17 protein-coding genes are annotated in these 20,720 nt (G+C 66.3%); 5 read left to right on the top strand and 12 right to left on the bottom strand.

What is annotated here, in order from left to right; translation table 11 throughout:
• Positions 1-157 precede the first annotated feature (157 nt).
• The 3 genes from GD606_RS12815 to GD606_RS12825 are packed head-to-tail and all read left to right on the top strand — an operon-like array spanning position 158 to position 2,095.
• On the top strand, positions 158-835 hold the full coding sequence (locus GD606_RS12815) for a MotA/TolQ/ExbB proton channel family protein (protein WP_163301648.1): 678 nt from the start codon (positions 158-160) through the stop codon (positions 833-835).
• Between the two features lie 4 nt (positions 836-839).
• Complete coding sequence (locus tag GD606_RS12820; protein WP_163301649.1) at positions 840-1,334, top strand: ExbD/TolR family protein; 495 nt, start codon at positions 840-842, stop codon at positions 1,332-1,334.
• Positions 1,331-2,095, top strand: coding sequence for a DUF2339 domain-containing protein (locus GD606_RS12825; RefSeq protein WP_163301650.1), 765 nt, complete (start codon positions 1,331-1,333; stop codon positions 2,093-2,095). The genes GD606_RS12820 and GD606_RS12825 overlap by 4 nt, the downstream gene beginning before the upstream one ends.
• A 213-nt stretch (positions 2,096-2,308) precedes the next feature.
• Here GD606_RS12825 and ahcY read toward each other — a convergent pair whose 3' ends face one another.
• The 12 genes from ahcY to GD606_RS12885 form a co-directional block, all read right to left on the bottom strand.
• A complete protein-coding gene (gene ahcY / locus GD606_RS12830) occupies positions 2,309-3,565 on the bottom strand; it encodes an adenosylhomocysteinase (protein WP_163301651.1) in 1,257 nt (418 codons plus the stop codon).
• 43 nt (positions 3,566-3,608) lie between these two features.
• Positions 3,609-4,778, bottom strand: coding sequence for a methionine adenosyltransferase (gene metK / locus GD606_RS12835; protein ID WP_163301652.1), 1,170 nt, complete (start codon positions 4,776-4,778; stop codon positions 3,609-3,611).
• A gap of 151 nt (positions 4,779-4,929) precedes the next feature.
• The gene (panC, locus tag GD606_RS12840; protein WP_163301653.1) at positions 4,930-5,790 is read right to left on the bottom strand and encodes a pantoate--beta-alanine ligase; all 861 of its coding nucleotides are present in this window, start codon (positions 5,788-5,790) and stop codon (positions 4,930-4,932) included.
• 178 nt (positions 5,791-5,968) lie between these two features.
• Positions 5,969-6,808, bottom strand: a complete 840-nt coding sequence (truA, locus tag GD606_RS12845; RefSeq protein ID WP_163301654.1) for a tRNA pseudouridine(38-40) synthase TruA — start codon at positions 6,806-6,808, stop codon at positions 5,969-5,971.
• The gene (locus GD606_RS12850; protein WP_163301655.1) at positions 6,805-9,066 is read right to left on the bottom strand and encodes a DUF3536 domain-containing protein; all 2,262 of its coding nucleotides are present in this window, start codon (positions 9,064-9,066) and stop codon (positions 6,805-6,807) included. The genes truA and GD606_RS12850 overlap by 4 nt, the downstream gene beginning before the upstream one ends.
• Before the next feature lie 133 nt (positions 9,067-9,199).
• Positions 9,200-10,324, bottom strand: coding sequence for a hypothetical protein (locus GD606_RS12855; protein WP_163301656.1), 1,125 nt, complete (start codon positions 10,322-10,324; stop codon positions 9,200-9,202).
• A 50-nt stretch (positions 10,325-10,374) separates the two neighbouring features.
• The gene (locus GD606_RS12860; RefSeq protein ID WP_163301657.1) at positions 10,375-11,547 is read right to left on the bottom strand and encodes a coiled-coil domain-containing protein; all 1,173 of its coding nucleotides are present in this window, start codon (positions 11,545-11,547) and stop codon (positions 10,375-10,377) included.
• Positions 11,548-11,693: 146 nt separating this feature from the next.
• The gene (locus GD606_RS12865; RefSeq protein ID WP_163301658.1) at positions 11,694-12,701 is read right to left on the bottom strand and encodes a helix-turn-helix domain-containing protein; all 1,008 of its coding nucleotides are present in this window, start codon (positions 12,699-12,701) and stop codon (positions 11,694-11,696) included.
• Between the two features lie 163 nt (positions 12,702-12,864).
• The gene (phoU, locus tag GD606_RS12870; RefSeq protein ID WP_163301659.1) at positions 12,865-13,542 is read right to left on the bottom strand and encodes a phosphate signaling complex protein PhoU; all 678 of its coding nucleotides are present in this window, start codon (positions 13,540-13,542) and stop codon (positions 12,865-12,867) included.
• Between the two features lie 100 nt (positions 13,543-13,642).
• A complete protein-coding gene (pstB, locus tag GD606_RS12875) occupies positions 13,643-14,404 on the bottom strand; it encodes a phosphate ABC transporter ATP-binding protein PstB (RefSeq protein WP_374190858.1) in 762 nt (253 codons plus the stop codon).
• A gap of 54 nt (positions 14,405-14,458) precedes the next feature.
• Complete coding sequence (locus GD606_RS12880) at positions 14,459-15,862, bottom strand: HAMP domain-containing sensor histidine kinase (protein WP_163301661.1); 1,404 nt, start codon at positions 15,860-15,862, stop codon at positions 14,459-14,461.
• A 10-nt stretch (positions 15,863-15,872) separates the two neighbouring features.
• Complete coding sequence (locus GD606_RS12885; RefSeq protein WP_163301662.1) at positions 15,873-16,556, bottom strand: response regulator; 684 nt, start codon at positions 16,554-16,556, stop codon at positions 15,873-15,875.
• 441 nt (positions 16,557-16,997) lie between these two features.
• On the opposite strand from GD606_RS12885, the gene GD606_RS12890 reads away from it, so the two are divergent.
• Positions 16,998-18,137: an ABC transporter substrate-binding protein gene (locus GD606_RS12890; RefSeq protein ID WP_163301663.1), complete on the top strand. Its 1,140-nt coding sequence runs from the start codon at positions 16,998-17,000 to the stop codon at positions 18,135-18,137.
• Between the two features lie 2 nt (positions 18,138-18,139).
• Positions 18,140-20,659 (top strand): ATP-binding protein, encoded by a 2,520-nt coding sequence (locus GD606_RS12895; protein ID WP_163301664.1) that lies wholly within the window; start codon positions 18,140-18,142, stop codon positions 20,657-20,659.
• Positions 20,660-20,720: the final 61 nt, after the last annotated feature.

The raw sequence follows: 20,720 nt of genomic DNA on the forward strand, positions 1-20,720 counted from the left end.
TCCCCGTATGCATCATCCTTAACGACCTGGCGATGTTTTCCAACGCCCCCTCACGCCGCGCTCCCGCCAACCGTCCTGCCCAAAAGGGTGCCAGCCGGGGAAAAACCTGCTAGGACGGGAGGGGAATTTACTTCAAACCTCTTCCCCTGGAGCATACATGGACCTCATGCCCCACCTCGACGTCTGGGCCATGATCCGGGAGGCCACGCCCACGGTCAAGGTCGTGCTGGCCCTTTTGGCCGCCATGTCGGTTCTGAGCTGGGCCGTCATCCTGCACAAACTTTTCACCCTGCTCCCGGCGGCCCTGGCCTCCCGGGCCGCCCTGGCCGCCGCCCTGGCCGCCCTGGAACACGGGAATCCCCTCACGGCCGCCCTGGCCCTGGCAAAAAAACATCCCCGCGCCCCCCTGGCCGGGGCCGCGCAAGCCGCCCTGGCGGTCCTCGGCCAGGCAGCAGGCGGACCGCCATCGTCCAAACGCCTCCAGACCGCCATCCAGGCCGCTGACCTGGCCGGAACCCAGACCCTTCGCGGCCACGAGCGGGGCATCGGCATCCTGGCCGCCTGTTCCGGGGCCGCGCCCTTTATCGGCCTGTTCGGCACGGTGTGGGGGGTCATGCACGCCTTCCACGCCCTGGGGCTGGTCCAAACCCAGGCGCTTACCCTGGTGGCCCCGGGTATCGCCGAGGCCCTGGTGGCCACGGCCCTGGGGCTGGCCGTGGCCGTGCCCGCCAGCGTGGCCTTCAACGCCGCCGTGGGCGCGGTGGATGGCCTGGAGCGGGATCTGGAGGCCCTGACGCTTTGCCTTGCCGCCGCTGCGCCCGAGGGGGAGGGCTGAGGCCGTGTCCCGCCGCACAGCCGCCCGCCACCGCCTCCAGGCCGCCATCAACGTCCTGCCCTTCGTGGACGTCATGCTGGTTCTGCTGGTCATCTTCCTGGTGGCCATCCCGCCCCTGATCCAGGGACTTTCCGTGGAGCTGCCCTTTACCCGCACGGTTGAGGCCGTGCATGAGGACGCGGGGCACATCGTGATCACCGTCAAAAAGGACGGGACGCTTTTCGTGGAGGATTTCGCGGCGCTTCTGCCGGACATGGAGAAGCATGTCCGGGTGCTGGCGGTGGAGCGCGGCAAGAAGGTCTATCTGCGGGCCGACCGGGACACGCCCCACGGCCAGGTGGTTGCGGTCATGGACGCGGCCAAACGGGCCGGGGCCCAGGCCGTGTATGTCGTCACGGAGCCGTATCCGGAGGAAGGGGACGGGAGGGCGGCCGGGGCGCAGCCCGACGGCGGTTCCGAGGCCGCTCCCCAGGGAGCGTCGTCCGGAACGAGGCCATGAGCCGTCTGGCCTGTCTCGCCATCTCCCTGGCCCTGCACGCCGGGATTTTCTTCCTGGCCGTTCTCGGGCCGCCCGGGATTTCCGCTCCGCCGGACCCAGGTTTCGATGCCGTACGGGTGGAGCCCCTGACGCCGCCCGGGGCGGTCACGGAACATCCGGAGCCCGGTGACGACGCATCGCCCGCCGAGCCGCCCGCAACGGACGCACCGTCCGAAGGTCCGCCTGCCGCCGTATCCGGAGAGGCGGCCCAGGCGCCGACGGCCCCGCCCGGGGTGGAGGTCATAAGCCCGGTCAAGCGCAACATGAACCTGCCGCCGCCGCTGCATGTGGGCAAGGGACAGATCAAGACCGGCAAGGTCACGTCCATGACCCTGCGTCGCTTGGCCGGATACGACTTCACCCTGGACGAATTCTGCGGCCATTACGAAATCTCCAATGAGCCCGGCCGGTTCGTGGACGTCACCCGCCATCCCGGCGACCCCGGGGCCCTGGTCCTGCACGATTCGGCCACGGGCATGGTCCGGACGCTTCAACGCTTCTCCAAGTTCATCTTCACCTACGGCCCCGGCTTTTATGAGAACGAACCCGTGGAGGGGTCCGTCACCTTCCTGGCCCGCAAGGACTTCGAACGCATCGCCGACGTGGACGAGCGCAGCCGCCTGCTGTGGCAGGCCGACGCGCCCCCGGCCCGGATCGCCGTGCGCCTGGATGCCCCGGCGGGGCAGGCCCCGCCCACGCCGCCGCACGGCCCGGCGAAATAATCACCCGCCCCGAGCCCCGGTCAGGCTTTGTCCGCGCCGTCGCATGACACATCGCCCGGGCCCGCCGCGCCGTCGCCGACCGCCCCGGCTCGGCTCGTGGCGCATTCGCCACGCCGATCCTGAAGGACTCCCCGTACCCCAAGCGAAACGCCCCCCCGTCCGGACAACCGGGCGGAGGGGCGTGTGCAGGTGTGTTTTTCGCTTCGCCGGGGGCTAGGTGCCCATGTCGAAGGAGGACAGGTATTTCACCTGCTCCGGGGTCAGCACGTCGATGTCCGCGCCCATGGAGGCCAGCTTCAGGCGGGCGATCTCCTGGTCGATGGGATCGGGCACCTTGAAGACGTTTTTCGCCAGGCTCTTGTAGTTCTGCACCAGGTATTCGGCGGAAAGGGCCTGGTTGGCGAAGCTCATGTCCATAACGCTGGACGGATGGCCCTCGGCCGAGGCCAGGTTGACCAGGCGTCCCTCGGCCAGGATGTTGACGTGGGCGCCGCTTGGCAGGGTGATCTCTTCCACGAAATCGCGGATCATGCGCCGGGCCGTGGCCTTGGCATAGAGGGCATCCAGGTCGATCTCCACGTTGAAATGGCCGGAATTGCACACGATGGCCCCGCTTTTCATGACCTCGAAGTGCTCGTAGCGGATGACGTGGATGTCGCCGGTGACGGTGCAGAAGAAATCGCCGATGGGGGCCGCCTCGGCCAGGGGCATGACCCGGAAGCCGTCCATCATGGCCTCCAGGGCGCGCAGGGGGTCGACCTCGATGACGATGACGTTGGCGCCCATGCCGTGGGCCCGGGAGGCTAGGCCCTTGCCGCACCAGCCGTAGCCGCAGACCACGAAATTGGATCCAGCCAACAGACGGTTGGTGGCCCGGATGATGCCGTCGATGGTGGACTGGCCCGTGCCGTAGCGGTTGTCGAACATGTGCTTGGTGAGGGCGTCGTTCACGGCGATGACCGGATAGGACAGGACGCCCTTGGCGGCCATGGCCTTGAGGCGGATGACGCCGGTGGTGGTTTCTTCGGTGCCGCCGATGACGTCCTTGATGAGCTCTTTTTTCTCGGAATGCAGGGTGACCAGCAGGTCCGCGCCGTCATCCATGGTGATGTGCGGCTTGGCATCCAGGCAGGACATGATGTGGCGGTAGTAGCTGGCGTTGTCCTCGCCCTTGATGGCGAACGTGGGGATGCCGTATTCCTTGACCAGGGCGGCGGCCACGTCGTCCTGGGTGCTTAAGGGGTTGGAGGCGCACAGGTAGGCCTCGGCCCCGCCGTCTTTCAAGACCCGCATCAGGTTGGCGGTCTCGGTGGTCACATGCAGGCAGGCGGCGATGCGCATTCCGGACAGGGGTTTTTCCTTCTTGAAGCGCTCGCCGATGTTTTTCAAAACCGGCATGGACTGGCCGGCCCATTCCATGCGCAGCTTGCCCTGTTCGGCCAGACCCAGGTCTTTGACGTCGTATTCCATGGTGCCTTTATCCTTGTAAAAGGTGAATCCGGGGCGGGGCGTCCTACAGCTTAAGCGCCGTTTTCAGATCGCCCGCCATATCGGTCGTCTCCCAGGTGAATTCCGGGCGCTCGCGGCCGAAATGCCCGTAGCAGGAGGTCAGCTTGTAGATCGGGCGTTTGAGGTCAAGCTTTTTGATGATGAAATAGGGGCGCAGATCGAAGACCTGACGCACGGCCTTGGTCAGTTCCTCATCCGGGGCCACGCCGGTTCCGAACGAGGTGACCAGGACCGACAAAGGCTCGGCCACGCCGATGCAATAGGCGATCTGCACCTCGCAACGTTCCGCAGCGCCCGAGGCCACCAGGTTCTTGGCTATATACCGGGCCATGTACGCGCCCGAGCGGTCCACCTTGGAGGGATCCTTGCCGGAAAACGCGCCGCCGCCGTGGTTGCCCATGCCGCCGTAGGTGTCCTGGATGATCTTGCGGCCGGTGAGCCCGCAGTCGCCCATGGGGCCGCCGATGACGAAACGGCCGGTGGTGTTCACGTAGACCTTGGTCTTTTTGTCCACCATCTCCTCGGGCAGGGTCTTGAAGATGACCTCTTGCTTGATGGCCTCGACAAGGTCCGGGTAGGCGATGTTTTCGTCGTGCTGGCAGGCCACCACCACGTTGTCGATGCGCACGGGCCTGCCGTCCACGTATTCCACGGCCACCTGGGTCTTGCCGTCGGGGCGCAGGAAATCCAGGACCGCGTTCTTGCGCACGTAGGACAGGCGGCGGGAAAGCTTGTGGGCGTAATAGATGGGGGCGGGCATCAGCGTCTCGGTCTCGGTGCAGGCAAAGCCGAACATCATGCCCTGGTCGCCCGCGCCCTGATCCTCGGGCTTGGTGCGGTTGACGCCCTGGGCGATGTCCACGGACTGCTTGTCCACCGAGGACACCACGGCGCAGGTCTCCCAGTCGAAACCCATGGTGGAGCTATTGTAACCGATCTCCTTGACGGTCTCCCGGACGATGGCCGGAAGGTCGGCATAGGCATTGGTGGTGATCTCTCCGGCGATAAACGCCATGCCCGTGGTCACCAGGGTCTCGCAGGCCACATGGGAATCGGGATCCTGCGCCAGCAAGGCGTCCAGAACGGCGTCGGAAATCTGATCCGCGACCTTGTCCGGATGCCCCTCGGTGACGGATTCGGAGCTGAAAAGATAATGACCTTTGGCATTGATCATGAAAAAATATCCTCCATACTGGTGTCCATCACGCCGGGAAGATGGAAGCAGAAGCCCCGGCCATGGCTTTTTTTGGGATGAATCGAAATTTGCCTAAACGATTTTCCAAGAAAGGACAAGCAAGCCCCTTGAAATCCAGCCGCCGCGCCGCTTATGCCTCGTGCGGGGGCAGCGCCAGCCGGTTGTCGATGAGCCGGGCGCGGGAAAATTGCACCGCCGCCGCCAGCACCACCGGTCCCGCCGCCGTCTCCACGGGCTGCATGGACTCCGGATCCACGGCCTCCAGATAGTCCACCGCCCCCAGGGGGGCGTAGGCCGCAAGGATGTCCCGGGCGGCGGCAAGGATCGTCTTTACGTCGCGGATGCCGGAGGCGGCCAGGGCCGCCCCTGCCTCCAGGGCCTTGTTGATCCACGGGGCCTGATCCCGCTCCTCGCGCGATAAAAACACGTTGCGGGAGCTCAAAGCCAGGCCGTCGGCCTCGCGCACGATGGGCCGCCCCACCACGGCGACCGGGATATTCAAATCCCGTACCATTCGAGAAATAACAGCCAACTGCTGGCGGTCCTTTTCCCCGAACACGGCGAACGTGGGATTCACCAGCATGAAAAGCTTGGTCACCACCGTGGCCACGCCGCGAAAATGCGTGGGCCGGGAGGCCCCGCACAACCCGGCCGACACCCCCTCCACCGTGACGAACGTGGAGGCGTCCGGGGCGTACATGGCTGCCGGGTCAGGGGTGAAAAGGATGTCCACCCCGGCTGAGGCAGCCACCTCCCGGTCGTGATCGAGATCCCGGGGATAGCGGTCCAGATCCTCGTTTGGGCCGAACTGGGCGGGGTTGACGAACAGGCTGACCACCACCACGTCGGCGCGTTCCCGGGCATACTCCATAAGGCTTGTATGCCCCTGGTGGAAAAAGCCCATGGTGGGCACGAATCCTACTGTTTTACGCTCATAGCGCAGATCAATCGAAATTTCTTGCATCTGTTTCGGGTCGGAAACGATACGCACAGCATCCTCCGGTCATGTTCGTTCCGGCCTCGGTAGCCCAAATCCCCATGGCTGTCCACGCCAGGCCCCGGACACGGATTTCCCGCGCAGAAAAGGCCTTGTCCCGGCGGTCACGGCCCCCGGTCCCGTGGCCAAAGCAGCAAACAGCCCCGGCAGGGACGGCCCGCAATGCCTGGCGTCAGCCCCCGCTCTCCCGCCCCGGCGCGGGGCCGTCAAAAAAAGATCGCCCCTCCCCGTGGCCAGGCTCCCCATACTCCACCGATTCCAGACACAGCCCCCGGGCCGGGGCGGTTGCCGGGGCCCGGGTTCTGTCCCCTTCGGACAACAGGGAGCGGACGTCGGCGGGGGAGATCTTCCCTTTGCCCACGGCTACCAGACAGCCCATGACATTGCGCACCATCTGCTTGAGAAACCCGTCGGCCGTAAACCGCCAGACCGTCTCGAAGGGGGTCTGCCCCGGCGACGCGGCGACGGATTCCATGGTGCGCACCGTCGTTCCCACGTCCGTGCCGGTATTTTGCATGGCCGCGAAATCGCGCCGGCCCAGGAACTCCTGGGCCGCCAGGGCCATGGCCTGCCGGTCCACGGGGCCGCAGGCCCAGACAAAGGGACGCCGCTGGGGATAGACAAATTCCGGCTCGGTCCACAGGGTGTAGGCGTAGGTCTTGCGCACCGCCCCGAAGCGGGCATGAAATCCCAGCGGAGCGGGTCCGGCCTCCACCACGGCCACATCCTCCGGCAACAGGGCGTTGAGGGCCCGCCGCCAGGGCAGCCCGGCCCGGGTGCCCGGCACGTCGGCGTGGACCACCTGGCCCAGGGCGTGGACCCCGGCGTCCGTGCGCCCGGAACCGATGGCCCGCACCGGCCGTCCGGTAAGCGTCGCCAGGGCCTTTTCCACAACCCCCTGCACCGTGCGGTCCCCGGCCTGAAGCTGCCAGCCGTGAAACCGCGTGCCGTCGTAGGCCACCACCAGGCGCAGTCGAAAAAGGGATTCCGGCCCGGACTGGTCCGAAATCATCCGGCGAACCACAAGAGTTCGGCCAGGGGACGGCAGGCCCCGCGCCCGCCAAACCGCTCCCACAAAAGGTTCTGCACCGCCCACCAGTCCGGATCAAATCCAATGGCCCGGCCCCGGGCCACGGCCAGGGCCAGGGCCGCAAAATCCGGTTCCGGCCCGGACAGCCGGTCCAGAAACTCCCGGAGCACCCGCTGCGCAAGCGCCGCAGCGCCGGGGTTGTCCTTCCCCGTGGCGCGCAAAAAGGCGTCCAGCAGGGCCGCCCGGCCAGGGGTCAGCTCCGGCCCGAACAGGCGATGCCACACAAGCCCCGGATACATCCCGACCCACAAGGGGGCCAGATTGACCGTGACCTGGGCCTCCTGAATCTCCGGCAAAAGCCGCAGGCCCTTGGCGGCCAGGGCCAGGGAGGCCTCCCACAGGCGGGACTCGGCGTGCCCGGCCAATGTGTCGGCCGCAGCCTGCCGCTTGTTCCAGGCCAGGCCCGCAGCCTCAAGGGCCACGGACTCCTGCCTGTCGCCGTTCGGCCAGGACAGGCAGGCCCGGCCTCCGGGAAGGCCGCCGCCCGCTCCCGGGGAAAGCGACAGCCCGTACCGCTCCAGGCGGCTTTCCAGGGTCCAGGCCAGGGAGAACGTCCCGGTGGCGCAGCCATCCCCCGTGGCCGCGTCCAGGCCCACGGAGGCGGTCACGGCGGGCCAGGCCACGGCCTGCCCCGGACTGCCGGGTCCGGGCAGGCGGTCCTCGGCCTCAAGGGTCACAAGCGTCTGCAGGGCCAGGGTCTTCACCGTGGCCCGGCGCGGCGTGACCAGGTTGTTCCAGACGTCGCGGCCGTCGCCCATGGCCGGGTCGTTGGAGCAGGCCTTTTCCAGCTCGCGCAAAAAACGCTCCTCGGGATCGACCATGCCCGTATCCCGGGCCAGATCCATGGCCCGCAGGGCATAGGTCAGGGCGTTGACCGGCTCGATGCGGGTCAGCTCGTCGAAAAACCAGGCGCAACTGGCGAACGAGGACACGGCGAAGCGCTGCATGGAGAGAAGCGTCCAGGCCAGGGAGCGTTTGTCGGCGGCAAGCCCGGGGACAAAGCGGGCCGATTCGAAATCGGCCTTGTCCATGGCCCCGCACAGCACCTCGCCATAGGCCAGAAGCGCCCCCCGGGGATCGCGGAAAAGGCCCTCCCCGACGGCGAAATAGTGGGCGTCCACCTCCGCCTTGAGCAGGTTCAGGGCGTCGCGCAAGGGCCCGCGCCATTTCTGGTTGTAGCCCGGGTGCTCGCCGTTGGTGCAGCCGCAGTCCGAACGCCAGCGTTCCACCCCGTGCACGCAGCTCCAGGCCGAAGGCTCGCGCAGCCACACCCGGTGCTGGGGCGGGTTTTTGGCCAGATACGCCCCGAAATTGGTGGGCGACAGGCCATCGCGGCCCGAGGCGGCCTGGGCCATGACATAGGCCAGGGCCATCTCCCCGAACTGGAAATGGTGGCCATAAGTCTCACCGTCCGTGGCCAGGGCCAGAAGCCCGGGTCCGGCCGCGCCCGAGAGCCTGTGCCAGAAGTTCTCGCCATCGGCCAGAAGCCGCTCGAAGGCCACGGCCTGGGACAGGCCGCCGTGGTAGAAAAAGATGTCCACATGCCGCCCCGACGGCAGCATGGCCCGGTAGGGCCGGGTGATGTCCAGATCCCATTCGGACACGGCCCGGCGGCCGCCGCCGTCCAGATCGGCCACAAAGGCCGCCTGGCACGGGGCCAGCACGGTGAAGGCGATGCCGTTTTCGGCCAGCACCTCCAGGGAGGCCGTGTCCACGGCGGCCTCGGACAGCCACATGCCCTCGGGGTCGCGGCCGAAACGATGCCGGAAATCGGCCACGGCCCAGCCCACCTCCAGATGCTTGTCCAGGTCCGAAGCCAGGGGCAGGATCACATGGTGGCAGACCTGGGCCAGGGCGTTGCCGTGCCCAAGCCTGGCCAGGCTTGCCCGGTCGCCCACCACCACCCGGGCCAGGGTCTCGGGGGCCTGTGCGGCCATCCAGCGGCACAGGGTGGGGCCGAAGTTGAAGCTGATCCATTCGTACAGGTTGAAGATGTCCATGATCCGCCCCGTGCCGTCCAGGCGGCGGGCCCGGGACAGGGGGGCGTAGGACTCCCGGCAGATGCGCTCGTTCCAGTTGGCGCTCGGCGCGGCGCTGCCCTCGGGCAAAAGCGCCCCAAGCCAGGGGTCTTCCCGGGGAGGCTGGTAGAAATGGCCGTGGATGCACAAAAATCGGTCCATGGAAACTCCTTGCCCCTGCCTTGCGTGGTGGCGGCCGTTTGTATTGCGAGGTCGGAAAATCAACGCCTCGAACGCCAAAACCCGCAGCCATGTTCAGGCTGCACGGGAAATGTCAAATGGTTCCGCTCGACGCTTACGGCTTGGGCGACACGCCGTCGCCGAAGGTTTTTCTGGCCATGGCCCCAAGCGCGGCCTCGATCATCCGGTTTTCCCCGTCGCGCAGGACCGGGGTGTAGGCATAACAGATCTCCAGGCTTCCCGTGTCCCGGTAGCGAATCAGGGCCACGGCCGCTGCGGGCCAACTCCAGACCAGATGTTCCGACACCCCGGGAGAAACCGTGGCGAAGGAACCGTACTTGGCCTCGTAGGCCGCGCGCAAGCGCTCGAAGTCGCCTGGGGCGGGTTTTTTAATGACTAAGATGACATAAAACAGCTTGTCGTCGCGAAACGAATAGACCTCGTCGTCCACGACGATGCCCCCGATGCGCCGTTTCTCCCCGGCCCGGCGGTAGTGGCGCACGTCCTTGTGGACAAAGAGATATTCCATGTTCCGAAGGTCCGCCACATGTGCGCCGAAGGGGATGCCCCCGAAGCCGTCCGGGGGCGGCTGCTTGGCGTATACGGCGATGCCGGGCCGCAAAAAGACCGGATCGCCGGGAACGGGGTCCGGGGCCTCGGCGCGCATGCGCTCCACCCCGGGCAGGTGGGTATAGCTGATGGACAGGGAGTCCTCCAGGATGTCCCGGTCCAGGGCGATCTGGGCCTGGGGCCAATTCCACAGGTAGTTTTCGTCCAGGGACGTGGCGTTTTCCAGGGGCGGGCCGTACTTGGCGGCATAGGCGGTTCGTAAGGCGGCGATATCCCCGGGCTCACGGGCCCGCATTTGCACATGAAAGAAGCTGTCGCGGTAAAATCCGTAGAGGATGTCCTTTAAACGCACCTCGCCGATCTCCAGGTTGTCCCCGGTACGGCGGTAATAGGCTACCTCTCCGGCGCCGTAGAGATATTCCAGGTCCGGATGGCCCGTCGGCGAGGCCCCCCAGGGCAGCCCGCGAAACCCCACCGGTCCCCGGGCCTTGATCTCCTGCGCCTCCCGGTCGTCGACAGGGGCATCGGGAGCCGTCTCCACGGCCCCCATGTCGTTGGGGACGGCGGACGGGGAGGACGCGAGGGGAGCGGACGGGGCGGACGGTTCCGGGGACTGGCCAAGGGCCAGGGCCGAAAACGCCAGAGGGGCCAGGATCAGGATGACCGCCACGAAAAAAAACGGACCCGGTCGGCGCGGCCAGGCAGATATGGTCGAAGGCGTCATCTGGCGAAGCTGCGCCCGAAGCGCCTGGACACCTCGCGCAGGGACTCGGCCAATATCCCCACCTCGTCGCGGCCGGAGACGGACAGCCCCTTGGGCACGCGGCCCGTGGCCAGCTCAAAGGCGAAAGCGGCGCACCGGGACACGGGAATCCCCAGGAAGCGCACGGCCAACACGATCCATACCACGCCAAAGGCCAGGGTCAGGACCAGAAGGGTCCACAGGAGGGACTTTTGCACGGTCAGTTCCGAGGCAAAGGCCTCCATACCCTTGCGCTCCACCACGGCGGCGCTTTCCACGGCCCGGGAGGCGGCCTCCAGGGCGTCGCGCTCGGCCAGGGCCAGGGTCCGCCCCGAGGCGTGCAAAAGCTCCCATTCCTTGGCCAGGTGTCCGGCGGCCTTGTCGAATTCCCCGGCCACGGCGGCGATCTCCATCGCGTCCTTGATGTCGGCCTCCGAGGCCTGGGGGCGCAACCCCTCCACCAGGGCGTCCACGCCGCCCAGGCGCTCCATGGCCGCGCGCAAAATCTCCGGCCGACGCACACGACCGGCCTCGGCCTCGGCCGCCAGCACCTCCCGGGCGATCCCGGCCAGATCCAGTGCATGGAAAATCTTGTCGGACACGGCGCGCACCAGCGTGCCCGGGGGATACTTGACCGCCAACTCCACCAGGGCCGCCTTTTTGCGCGCCGCATAGGCCTCGGCCAGATCCGCGAAGCGGTTCCCGGCGGCCTCAAAGGCGTTGCGGGCCTCGGCCACGGCCTCGTTTTGCCCCACAATGGCCTCGGCGGCCTTTTTATAGGCGTCCACCAGCCAGGCCACCCGCTCGGCCTCCTCGGCAAACTCGACGCCGCCCGCCCGGCTGGCCGACGCCTTCAGTTCCTGCATGCGCGTCAAAGCCACGGCCAGTTCCTTTTTGGCCTCCTCCAGGAAGTGCCGCTCCCCGGTCAGTGCGTAGCCGCGCAGATGGTGGGCCGTCAGCAGGGTCTGCCGCTCCAGGCGCGTGGCCGCCTCTCCCCGGCCGAAGGCCACCTGAGCCAGGGCCTCGGCGGATCGCCCCGAGGCGTTCTGGGCCGTGGCCGCCGCCAGGCAGGCGATGACCGCCAGGGCCGTCGGCAGGCCTACGGCAAAAAGGATCTTCAAGGAATAGACAGGGATTTTCGGCATCTTCATGGAGCGTCTCGACTGGGTTGCCGACAGGTTTTCCGGCTCACTCCCCCATGGCCGCGCACGTCATGTCCAAAGCCGCTTTTCCTATACCGGTTTGGGCGGTTTCTTCAAAGAAAAAAAGGGCTGGACCATGCAGCGGTCCCTGTCGGCTATTCCAGCGAGTCTTTGATCTGCTTGAAAAAGGCCCGCAAAAAGGCCTCGGAAACGTCTTTCCCGTTGATGCGCAGCCGCTGGAACACGGCCACATGATTGTTTTTTTGGGTGATGGCGGCGCGAAAAGAATGTTCGTGCCCCATGTCCTGGCCTCCGGCCTGCTCCAGCCCGGCCTTGCCGATCCGCCGGTCCACGCCGCGCAGGGTCAACACCCAGTCCTCGCCGCGCGGCGTCCAGGCGGCGTACATCTCCCCGGCGGCGTCCATGCGCCCGGCCCGGCGCAGGAGGTGGGTCTCGAATTCGCCCAGGCTGAAGGCCGCATTGTCCGGGCCGGTGATGCCCAGGTATTCGCCGCGCTCGGATAGGACCACCACGGGCAGGGCCAGGAAGGCCGCCGGGGGCGGGCCGGGAATGTCCGCGCCTGCGACGGCATGGGCGGCGTCGGCCCCGCGCCCGGCCAGTCCGGCCAGACGGGGCAGACCGGCCAGGGCGTCGAGCTTGGCCAGAAGCTCCACATGCAGGGAATGGGTGCGGCTGCCCAGGGCCACGAGCTCGGCCAGCATGGCCTCCAGGCGCTCCAGGCGACGGGCCGTGTCCCGCTGCGCCACGGCCTGGGCCTGCCCATGCAAGGCCTCCGCGCCCTGTCCGGCGTCCAGCCCTGCGCCCTCCGGGGTGGACTCACCGGCCGGGGCCTCCCGCCGCGAAGGGGGAAAAGCCTGGGGCGCGGGGCGCGGCATATCGTCGCTTATCGATAAGCGTTCATATTCTTCAACACCTGGGAAGTCTTTTTTTAAGGCGCTTTTTATGTCTTCCGTCGACAACCCACGTTGAAATCCACCGTGAATGGCCCGGCAGGCGGCCAGGGCCTCGGGGGCGAAGCGCAGGGGCTTGCCCCGCCCCACAGGAAGGATGGCCCCGGGAAACTTGGTTCGGTAACTTTTGATGGTGGTCACGGACACCCCAAGACGGTGGGCCAGATCCTTGTGGGTCAGTTCACGGCTCATGGGGGGAGCGCCTCCGGACGGGTCGAGGTGGCGGCGGGGCCGTACCTGCCGGGCCCTGCAATTCGTCACTTATCGATAACCCTACGGAAAGCGCGGGTCAATAAAAACGCCGGGGCTGGGCCTTTCGGCCTCACCCCGGCGTGGATCGGCAAAAATCGGCGCGTCAGAAGGGACGGCAGTGATGCTTGATGCTCACGCCCTTGACGATGAAGATGGTGGCCTCGGCAATGTTGGCCGCCTTGTCGCCGATGCGCTCCAGGGAACGTCCGGCCACCACCTCGTGGATCGACCGCTCCAGGCTCGGGGTGGTGCGGGACGAATCCTCAGCCTGCTGCAGGGCGTCTTTGAGCACCAGCACATTGAGATCGGCGATGCCCGCGTCCATGCGGCAGACCTCCTGGGCCAGGTCCGTGTCGCCGCCCTGAAAGGCGCTTAAGGCCTTGTCCAGCATCTCCGAGACCCGGAAGGCCAGTTCGTCCAGATGGGCAGGCAGGGGCGCGGACGGCAATTGGGAGAGGAAGATGGCCCGCTCGGCGATGTGCAGGGCCTCGTCCCCCACCCGTTCCAGGTCGATGGTCATGCGCATGGCCCCCACCACCCGGCGCAGATCCAGGGCCACGGGCTGCTCCAGGGCCAAAAGCCGCAGGCTGGTGTCGTCCAGTTCGCATTCCATGCGGTTGATCTCCGCGTCCCGGTCGATGACCTCCCGGGCCAGGGCCGAATCGCATTCGGAAAAGGCCTTGAGCGCGTCGGCCAGGGCCTGCCGGGAAAGCGCGGCCATGCGCAGGAGCTTTTCCGTGAGGAGTTCCAACTCGGCGTGAAAATGGCTTCTGCCATCCATGACTGTTCCTCCTGGCCGCTTGCGCCGCGCGAGGCGAGGCGGCCGCGTGACCATGAAAAAGGGATGAGGGATCTCTTCCGACGGCGTCCCGGCCGGGGCGTCAACCGAAACGGCCGGTAATGTAGTCCTCGGTCTGCTTGTTGGACGGGCGGGTGAAGATGGTCTCGGTGTTGTCGGTCTCCACCAGCTTGCCCATGTAGAAAAAGGCAGTCATGTCCGACACCCGGGCCGCCTGCTGCATGCTGTGGGTGACGATGATGATGGTGAACCGCTTTTTAAGCTCGTGGATGAGCTCCTCGATCTTCTGGGTGGCGATGGGGTCCAGCGCCGAGGCCGGTTCGTCCATGAGCACCACGTCCGGGGCCACGGCCAGGGCCCGGGCGATGCACAGCCGCTGCTGCTGGCCGCCGGACAGGCCCAGGGCCGAATCGTGCATCCGGTCCTTGACCTCGTCGAAAAGCGCCGCGTCGCGTAGGCTCTTTTCCACCTGCTGGGCGATGTAGGCGTTGTCGCGCACACCGTTGACCCGAAGCCCGTAGGCCACGTTCTCGAACACGGTCTTGGGGAAGGGGTTGGGCTTCTGGAAGACCATGCCCACCCGACGCCGCAGCTCCACCACATCCACCTCCGGGGCGTGGATGTTCGCGCCGTCCAGGGTCAGCTCTCCATCCACCCGGGTGCCCGGAATAAGGTCGTTCATGCGGTTGAGACACCGCAAGAACGTGCTCTTGCCGCACCCAGACGGCCCGATCAGGGCCGTGACCTGGTTCTCGCGAATCTCCAGGCTGATGTCGTGCAGGGCCTTGAAACTCCCGTAATAGAAATCGAGAGTGCGGGCCGCCATCTTGATTTTGTGCGCCATAACCATATTCCTTGTCGTTTGCGGACGTCCCCGAATCGGCCCGGGGCCGGGCCATCAACCCTGGGGCGGCGCGCCAGCCTGGTCCTCGCCGGAAGGCGCAGCCAGGGTGAAGTAAAAGGCCGCCCCGGTCATCTCGCCACGAGCCCGCTCCACCCAGATGCGCCCGCCGTGGCGTTCCACAATGTGCTTGGCGATGGCCAACCCAAGGCCCGTGCTGCCCGTGGTCTTGGCCCGGTGCTTCTCTACCCGGTAAAAGCGCTCGAACACCCGCAGCCGGTCCTCGTGAGGCACGCCCGGGCCGTTATCCTGCACGCAGAAGGTCACGGTCCCGTTACCCATCTGATGCGAGACCGTGACAAAGGAGCCTTCAGGGCTGTATTTCACGGAATTTTCCAACAGATTGCGAAAAACCTGGGCCAACTGCCCACTATCGGCCATGACCGGCGCCCCGGCCTCGGGGAGCTGGCTTTTGATCCCGATGCGCTTCTCCAGGGCCATGGACTCGCATTCCTTGCGGGCCAGCAAAAAGGCCTGGAGGGCGTCGGCCCGGGGCGGCGCGGCAGGCATGGGGCTGTCCTCGATGCGGGCCAGGCACAGCATGTCCTCGATCATCTTGGACATGTGGTTGGCGTTTTTTAAGATGACCTCCAGAAACCGCACCCGCGCCGGGGGCATGCCCGCCGTGTCCTGCAACAGCGTCTCGGCATAGCCCTTCACCGAGGTCAGGGGCGTACGCAGTTCGTGGGTGACGTTGGCCGCGAAGTCCTTGCGGGCCCGGTCCAGACGCTTGAAGTCGCTTAGGTCGTGGAACACGGCCACGGCCCCAAGCTCGCCCCGGGCCTCGCGCAGGCCCACCACGCTCACGTCGTAAAAGCGATCCTTGCCCAGCTCGATCTCGAGCGTCATCAGCGGGGGGGCGTCCTTGTCCGAAGAGGCCAGCACGGCGTCGCAGGCCGCCTGGAATCGGGCGCAGGGCACCACCTCGATGGGCGGACGGCCCATGCGCTCCCCGTTGCCGGGAAAGATCTGGTCGAAGGCCTTGTTCACGGCCCGGATCTTGCCCTCGGCGTCGAGGACCATGACCCCTTCCTTCATGCCGTTTAAAATGGCCTCAAGCTGGCTTTTCTGGGCGGTGATGGTCCGGATCTGCATCTCGATGCCCCGGGCCATCTCGTTGATCGCGGCGGCCAGGGTCTCGAATTCTCCTCCCCGGGGCACCAGCAGGCGCTTGGCGTAGTCGCCCCGGCCGATGGACTCGGCCACCTGGATGGTCTCCCGGATGGAGCGCGCCGCCCGGCGGCTTAAGAAAAACCCGGCGGCGGCGGCGGCGGCCAGGGCCAGAATGAGGGCCAGGGGGGCCTGGGCCATGGGCTGATCCGGAAAAAAGACCATCGGCAGGGCCAAGGCCAGGGCGGCCACGGCCGCAAAGGAGAGAAAAAGCCTCAGTCCCAGGGACACGCCGCCTCCCCTAATCCTTGAAACGGTAGCCCACGCCGCGCACGGTCTCGATCATCCGGGCGTAGGCCCCGAGCTTTTGCCGCAACCGCCGGATATGGGTGTCCACGGTGCGGGCGTAGCCCTCGAATTCGTAACCCCACACGGTGTTGAGCAGTTGGTCCCGGGTCTGCACCCGGCCCTGGCCCCGGAAAAGTTCGGCCAGAAGCTTGAATTCCGTGGCCGTGAGCAGGATCTCCGCGCCATCGATCTCGGCCCGGTGGGCGGCCAGATCCACGCACAGCCCTCCCTGCCGCAAAACCGGCTTCTCCCGCGCCTCGGGGCCGGAACGCTTGAGCACGGCGCGCACCCGCAGCATGAGCTCCCGGGGGCTGAAGGGCTTGACCACATAGTCGTCGGCCCCAAGCTCCAACCCGACGATGCGGTCCACCTCGTCGCCCCGGGCCGTGAGCATGATTACCGGCACCTGGGCGGTTTTGGCCTCGCGCTTGAGCTCCTTGCACACCTCGAAGCCGTCCAGGCCCGGCAGCATAAGGTCGAGCAGGACCAGATCGGGGGGGGAGCGCCGGGCCTTTTGCAGGGCGTCGAAGCCGTCGCGGCTGGTGACCACGGAAAAACCCGCGCCTTGAAGGTTGTAGGCCAGGAGTTCGAGGATGTCCTCGTCGTCTTCTACTACAAGAATGGTGTCGTCGGACATGGTTCCCGTCCTTGATTTTGACGGAAAACTACGAACATTGCTGGGTGACGGGGGAATGGTGCTCGTGTTACGGATCTGTGACATTTCTTGCGGCAAAGGGCAACACGACACGGGCGGGACGCATGGAGCGGGGGTTTCCGGGGCAGCCCGGCTTGCGTCACACGCCTGTCACGCATCAAAAGGATTGTCCGCTCCCGCACCGTTTTCGTCTTCCACCCCGGCGCTGTGCAATTTGACGCTTCAGGGCAAAGCCCATACAAGAGGAATATGGAATTGCCGCATGGCGGAGCCGTGGCCGCACGGCCCACTTTCCCCGATGGACCCGCCCGAGGCCTCCGGCCTTGTGCCGGTTCGTTTCCGCTTGTCCTGGCAGCCCTGCTTTGTTTCTGTCTCGCCGGGTTTGCGACGCCTGCATCCGGGGCCGAGGACATCCGCCTGGGCATGTCCGCCGGGTTCCACGGCCCTACCCGGGGGTTGGCCGTAGAGCTGTACCGGGGGGCCATGGCCTATTTCGACCACGTCAACGCCGAGGGTGGCGTGGACGGCAAAAAGATCGTCCTTTTGGCCCGAAACGACGACTACGACCCCCTGCCCGCCATCGCCAACACCATCGCCCTGGTGGAGGACGACGTGGTGGCGCTTTTCTCCTATCTTGGCACCCCCACCGTGACCCGGGTGCTGCCCCTGCTCAAAAGCTACGGGCAAAAAGACATCTGCCTGTTTTTCCCCTTCTCCGGGGCCCAGCCCCAGCGCGAACCCCCCTATGACCAGTACGTCTTCAACCTGCGGGCCTCCTACCGGGCCGAGGTCAAGGCCCTGGTGGACGCCCTGGTCACGGTGGGACGGACAAAACTGGCCGTATTCTACCAGGCCGACGCCTATGGCCGCAGCGGATGGGACGGGGCCCGGCTGGCCCTGGGCGCCCATGGCCTTTCCCTGGTGGCCGAGGCCACCTACCGCCGGGGCTCGTCCTTCGAGACCGACATGCGTCCCCAGGTGGAGATATTGCGCAAAAAGGCCCCCGACGCCGTGATCTCCGTGGGGGCCTATCCGGCCTGCGCCGCGTTTATCCGCGACGCCAGGGCCGCCGGGCTTAACGTGCCCATCGCCAATGTCTCCTTCGTGGGCAGCGACCTGCTGTTGCGGCTGCTTTTGCACGAGGGGCCGCGCTTTGGCCGCGACCTGACCCAAAACCTCATCAATTCCCAGGTGGTTCCCAGCTACGAGGATCTCAGCCTGTCCGCCGTGCGCCAGTATCGGCGGCTCATGGAGACCTACGGCGACCGGCTGCCCCTGGACCTGGTGCAGGGGGAATACCACCCGTTCCGCTTCAGCCAGGTGGGCTTCGAGGGCTTTTTAAACGCCAAGGTCATGGTGGAGATCCTGCGGCGCATGCCCAATCCCCTGGACCGTTCCCAGCTTCGCGCCGCCGCCGAGGGCCTCCATGACCTGGACATCGGCATCGGCAGGCCGGTGCGGTTCGGCCCGGACCAGCACGATGGCCTGGACCAGGTGTTCCTGACCCAGGTCGTCAACGACCAGTTCGTCCCCATCCGGGACTTTTCGGTATTCGCCAAATGAAGATGTCCAAACTGTTCCGCAAGACCCTGGTGGCCATCGTCATCCTCTTCGGGGTGGTGGCCAACGCCTCGGCCCTGCTGTCGGCCTTTATCCTCTATACGGACTTAACCGACGAATACGAGACCAAGGGCCGGGCCATCGCCGGGAGCATCGCCGAGGCCAGCGTGGAGATCCTGCAAAGCCGCGACGCCTCCACGGTCCAGGCCATGATCGACAAATTCCTGGACATCGAGGGCGTGGGATACGTCTATGTGCTCGACAACGAGGCCCGCATCATTTCCCATACCTTCGTGCCGGGCATCCCGGACGAAATCCAGAAGGCGCAGATCGACCCCTCAGGTTTCACGGTCAAGGACGTGGATCTGCCCGGCATCGGCGGTTTCATCCAGATATCGGCACCCATCCTGGCCGGGGTGGCGGGAACGGTTTCCGTGGGCATGGCCAAAAACATCATCCACGCCAAGATCCGCGCCGCCGTCATCCAGCAGGAACTGCTCATGCTGTTTATGCTGGCGGTGGCCGTGGTCGTGTTTTTCATGCTCATCAAGGGCATCTCCCGGCCGTTGATGGAACTTTCCGAATACGCCCAAAAGCTTCGCGCCCACGATTTTTCCGCCCGCATCATCATCACCTCGGACGACGAGGTGGGCCTCCTGGCCGCCACCATGAACTCCATGGCCGACGAGCTCTCCGATCTCGTCTCCGGCCTGGAGCGGGCCGTGGCCGCCTCCACCCGGGAACTCCAGGGCGCCTTGGCCCACATGCGGGCCATCATGGACAACATGGCCGACGGCCTCCTGGTCACGGACGCCCACGGACGCATCACCAACGTCAACCCGCCCCTGGTCCACATGTTCGGCCTGGAGGGCGCGGACCTGACCGGCAAGGACGCCCGGCAGCTCTTTTCCGGGGCCATGGCCGAGCTTCCCGAGGCGGCCAGGACCGCCCAGACCGCCATCCTCACCGCCGAGGTCCGCCTGGGCGGCGGCCGGGTGGGCAAGGCTGCGGCCTCGGCCATCCACTCCCACGCCGACGGCTCGGCCGGGCCGGACGCCGTGGCCGACGACGCCGCCACCTGGCTGGGAACGGTCATCCTGGTGCGCGACATCACCTCGGAGAAGGAAGTGGACCGGATGAAGACGGAGTTCATCTCCACCGTGTCCCACGAACTGCGCACCCCCCTGACCTCGGTCTTGGGGTTCGCCAAGATCATCCGCAAGAAATTCGTGGAGGACATCCTGCCCCGCCTGGATGCCTCGGACAACAAATCCCGGCGCGCGGCGGGACAGATCGGCGACAACCTGGGCATCATCGTGTCCGAGGGAGAACGCCTGACGGAACTGGTCAACGACGTGCTGGACATCGCCAAGATGGAGTCGGGCAAGATCGAGTGGGATCTGCAACCGGTGACCATCGCCGAGGTCATTACGCGCAGCGTCACGGCCACCAGCGCCCTCATCGAACAAAAGGGCCTGTCCCTGGCCCAGGACGTAAGCTTCGGCCTGCCGCAGTTTTTGGGCGACCGGGACCGCCTCATCCAGGTCATGCTCAACCTCATCTCCAACGCCGTGAAATTCACGGCCGCAGGCGGCATCACCATCCGGGCCTTCATTGATGGCGAGATGATCCGGGTGGGGGTGTCGGACACGGGCCCGGGCATCTCGGAAAACGACCAGCAGATCATCTTCGAGAAATTCAAGCAGGCCGGGGACACGCTGACGGAAAAGCCCAAGGGCACCGGGCTTGGCCTGCCCATCTGCCGCCAGATCGTGGACCGCCACGGCGGCCGCATCTGGGTGGAGAGCACCCCGGGTGCGGGAAGCGTGTTCTGGTTCACCCTGCCCATTCGCGGCGCGTCCCGCCAGGATGCGGCCCATCCCGTGCAGCAACCGGCCTTCCGGGACCGCCTCCTACCCCTGCCCGCCGAAAAAAACCAGGGCACCATCCTGGTGGTGGACGATGAGCCGCCCGTGCGTCTGTTTCTCGAACAGCTCCTGGCCGACGAGGGCTTCCGGGTGCTGTCCGCGTCCGACGGCCCCCAGGCCATCGAGATGGCCAAGGCCCACGCCCCGGACCTCATCACCATGGACCTCATGATGCCCGGCATGGACGGCACGACCACCATCCGGCATCTGCGCGCCGACCCCGCCACGCGGGACATCCCTGTGGTGGTCATCTCCGCCCTGCCCGCCCGGGAACGGGAACAGGCCGGGGGCGACGCCTGCATGGTCAAGCCCGTGGACGAAAGCGCGCTCATCGAAACCATCGTGAGCCTGCTTCGCGGGGCTGGCAAGGACACCCGGCCGTGCATGGTGCTTAAGCGCAACGGCGCGGAAAGCACCAACCCCCTCTTGATGATCTGTCCGGGCAAGGTCCAGCACACCACCCGGGAGGAGTTATGGAAACGCCTGGAGGAAGGATTTTCAGGCACGGTCTTCATTCCGGGCTCCATCAGCCATGAGATGGACCTCGCCCGCCTGTCGGCCCACCCCAACATCCATGTGGTGATCTTTGCCGAATGACCCGGCGGCCGCCATGAAAAACGCCCCCGGAACCAGACGGCTCCGGGGGCGTTCGCGTTGT

The organism is Desulfolutivibrio sulfodismutans DSM 3696, assembly GCF_013376455.1.
GTDB lineage: Bacteria > Desulfobacterota > Desulfovibrionia > Desulfovibrionales > Desulfovibrionaceae > Desulfolutivibrio > Desulfolutivibrio sulfodismutans.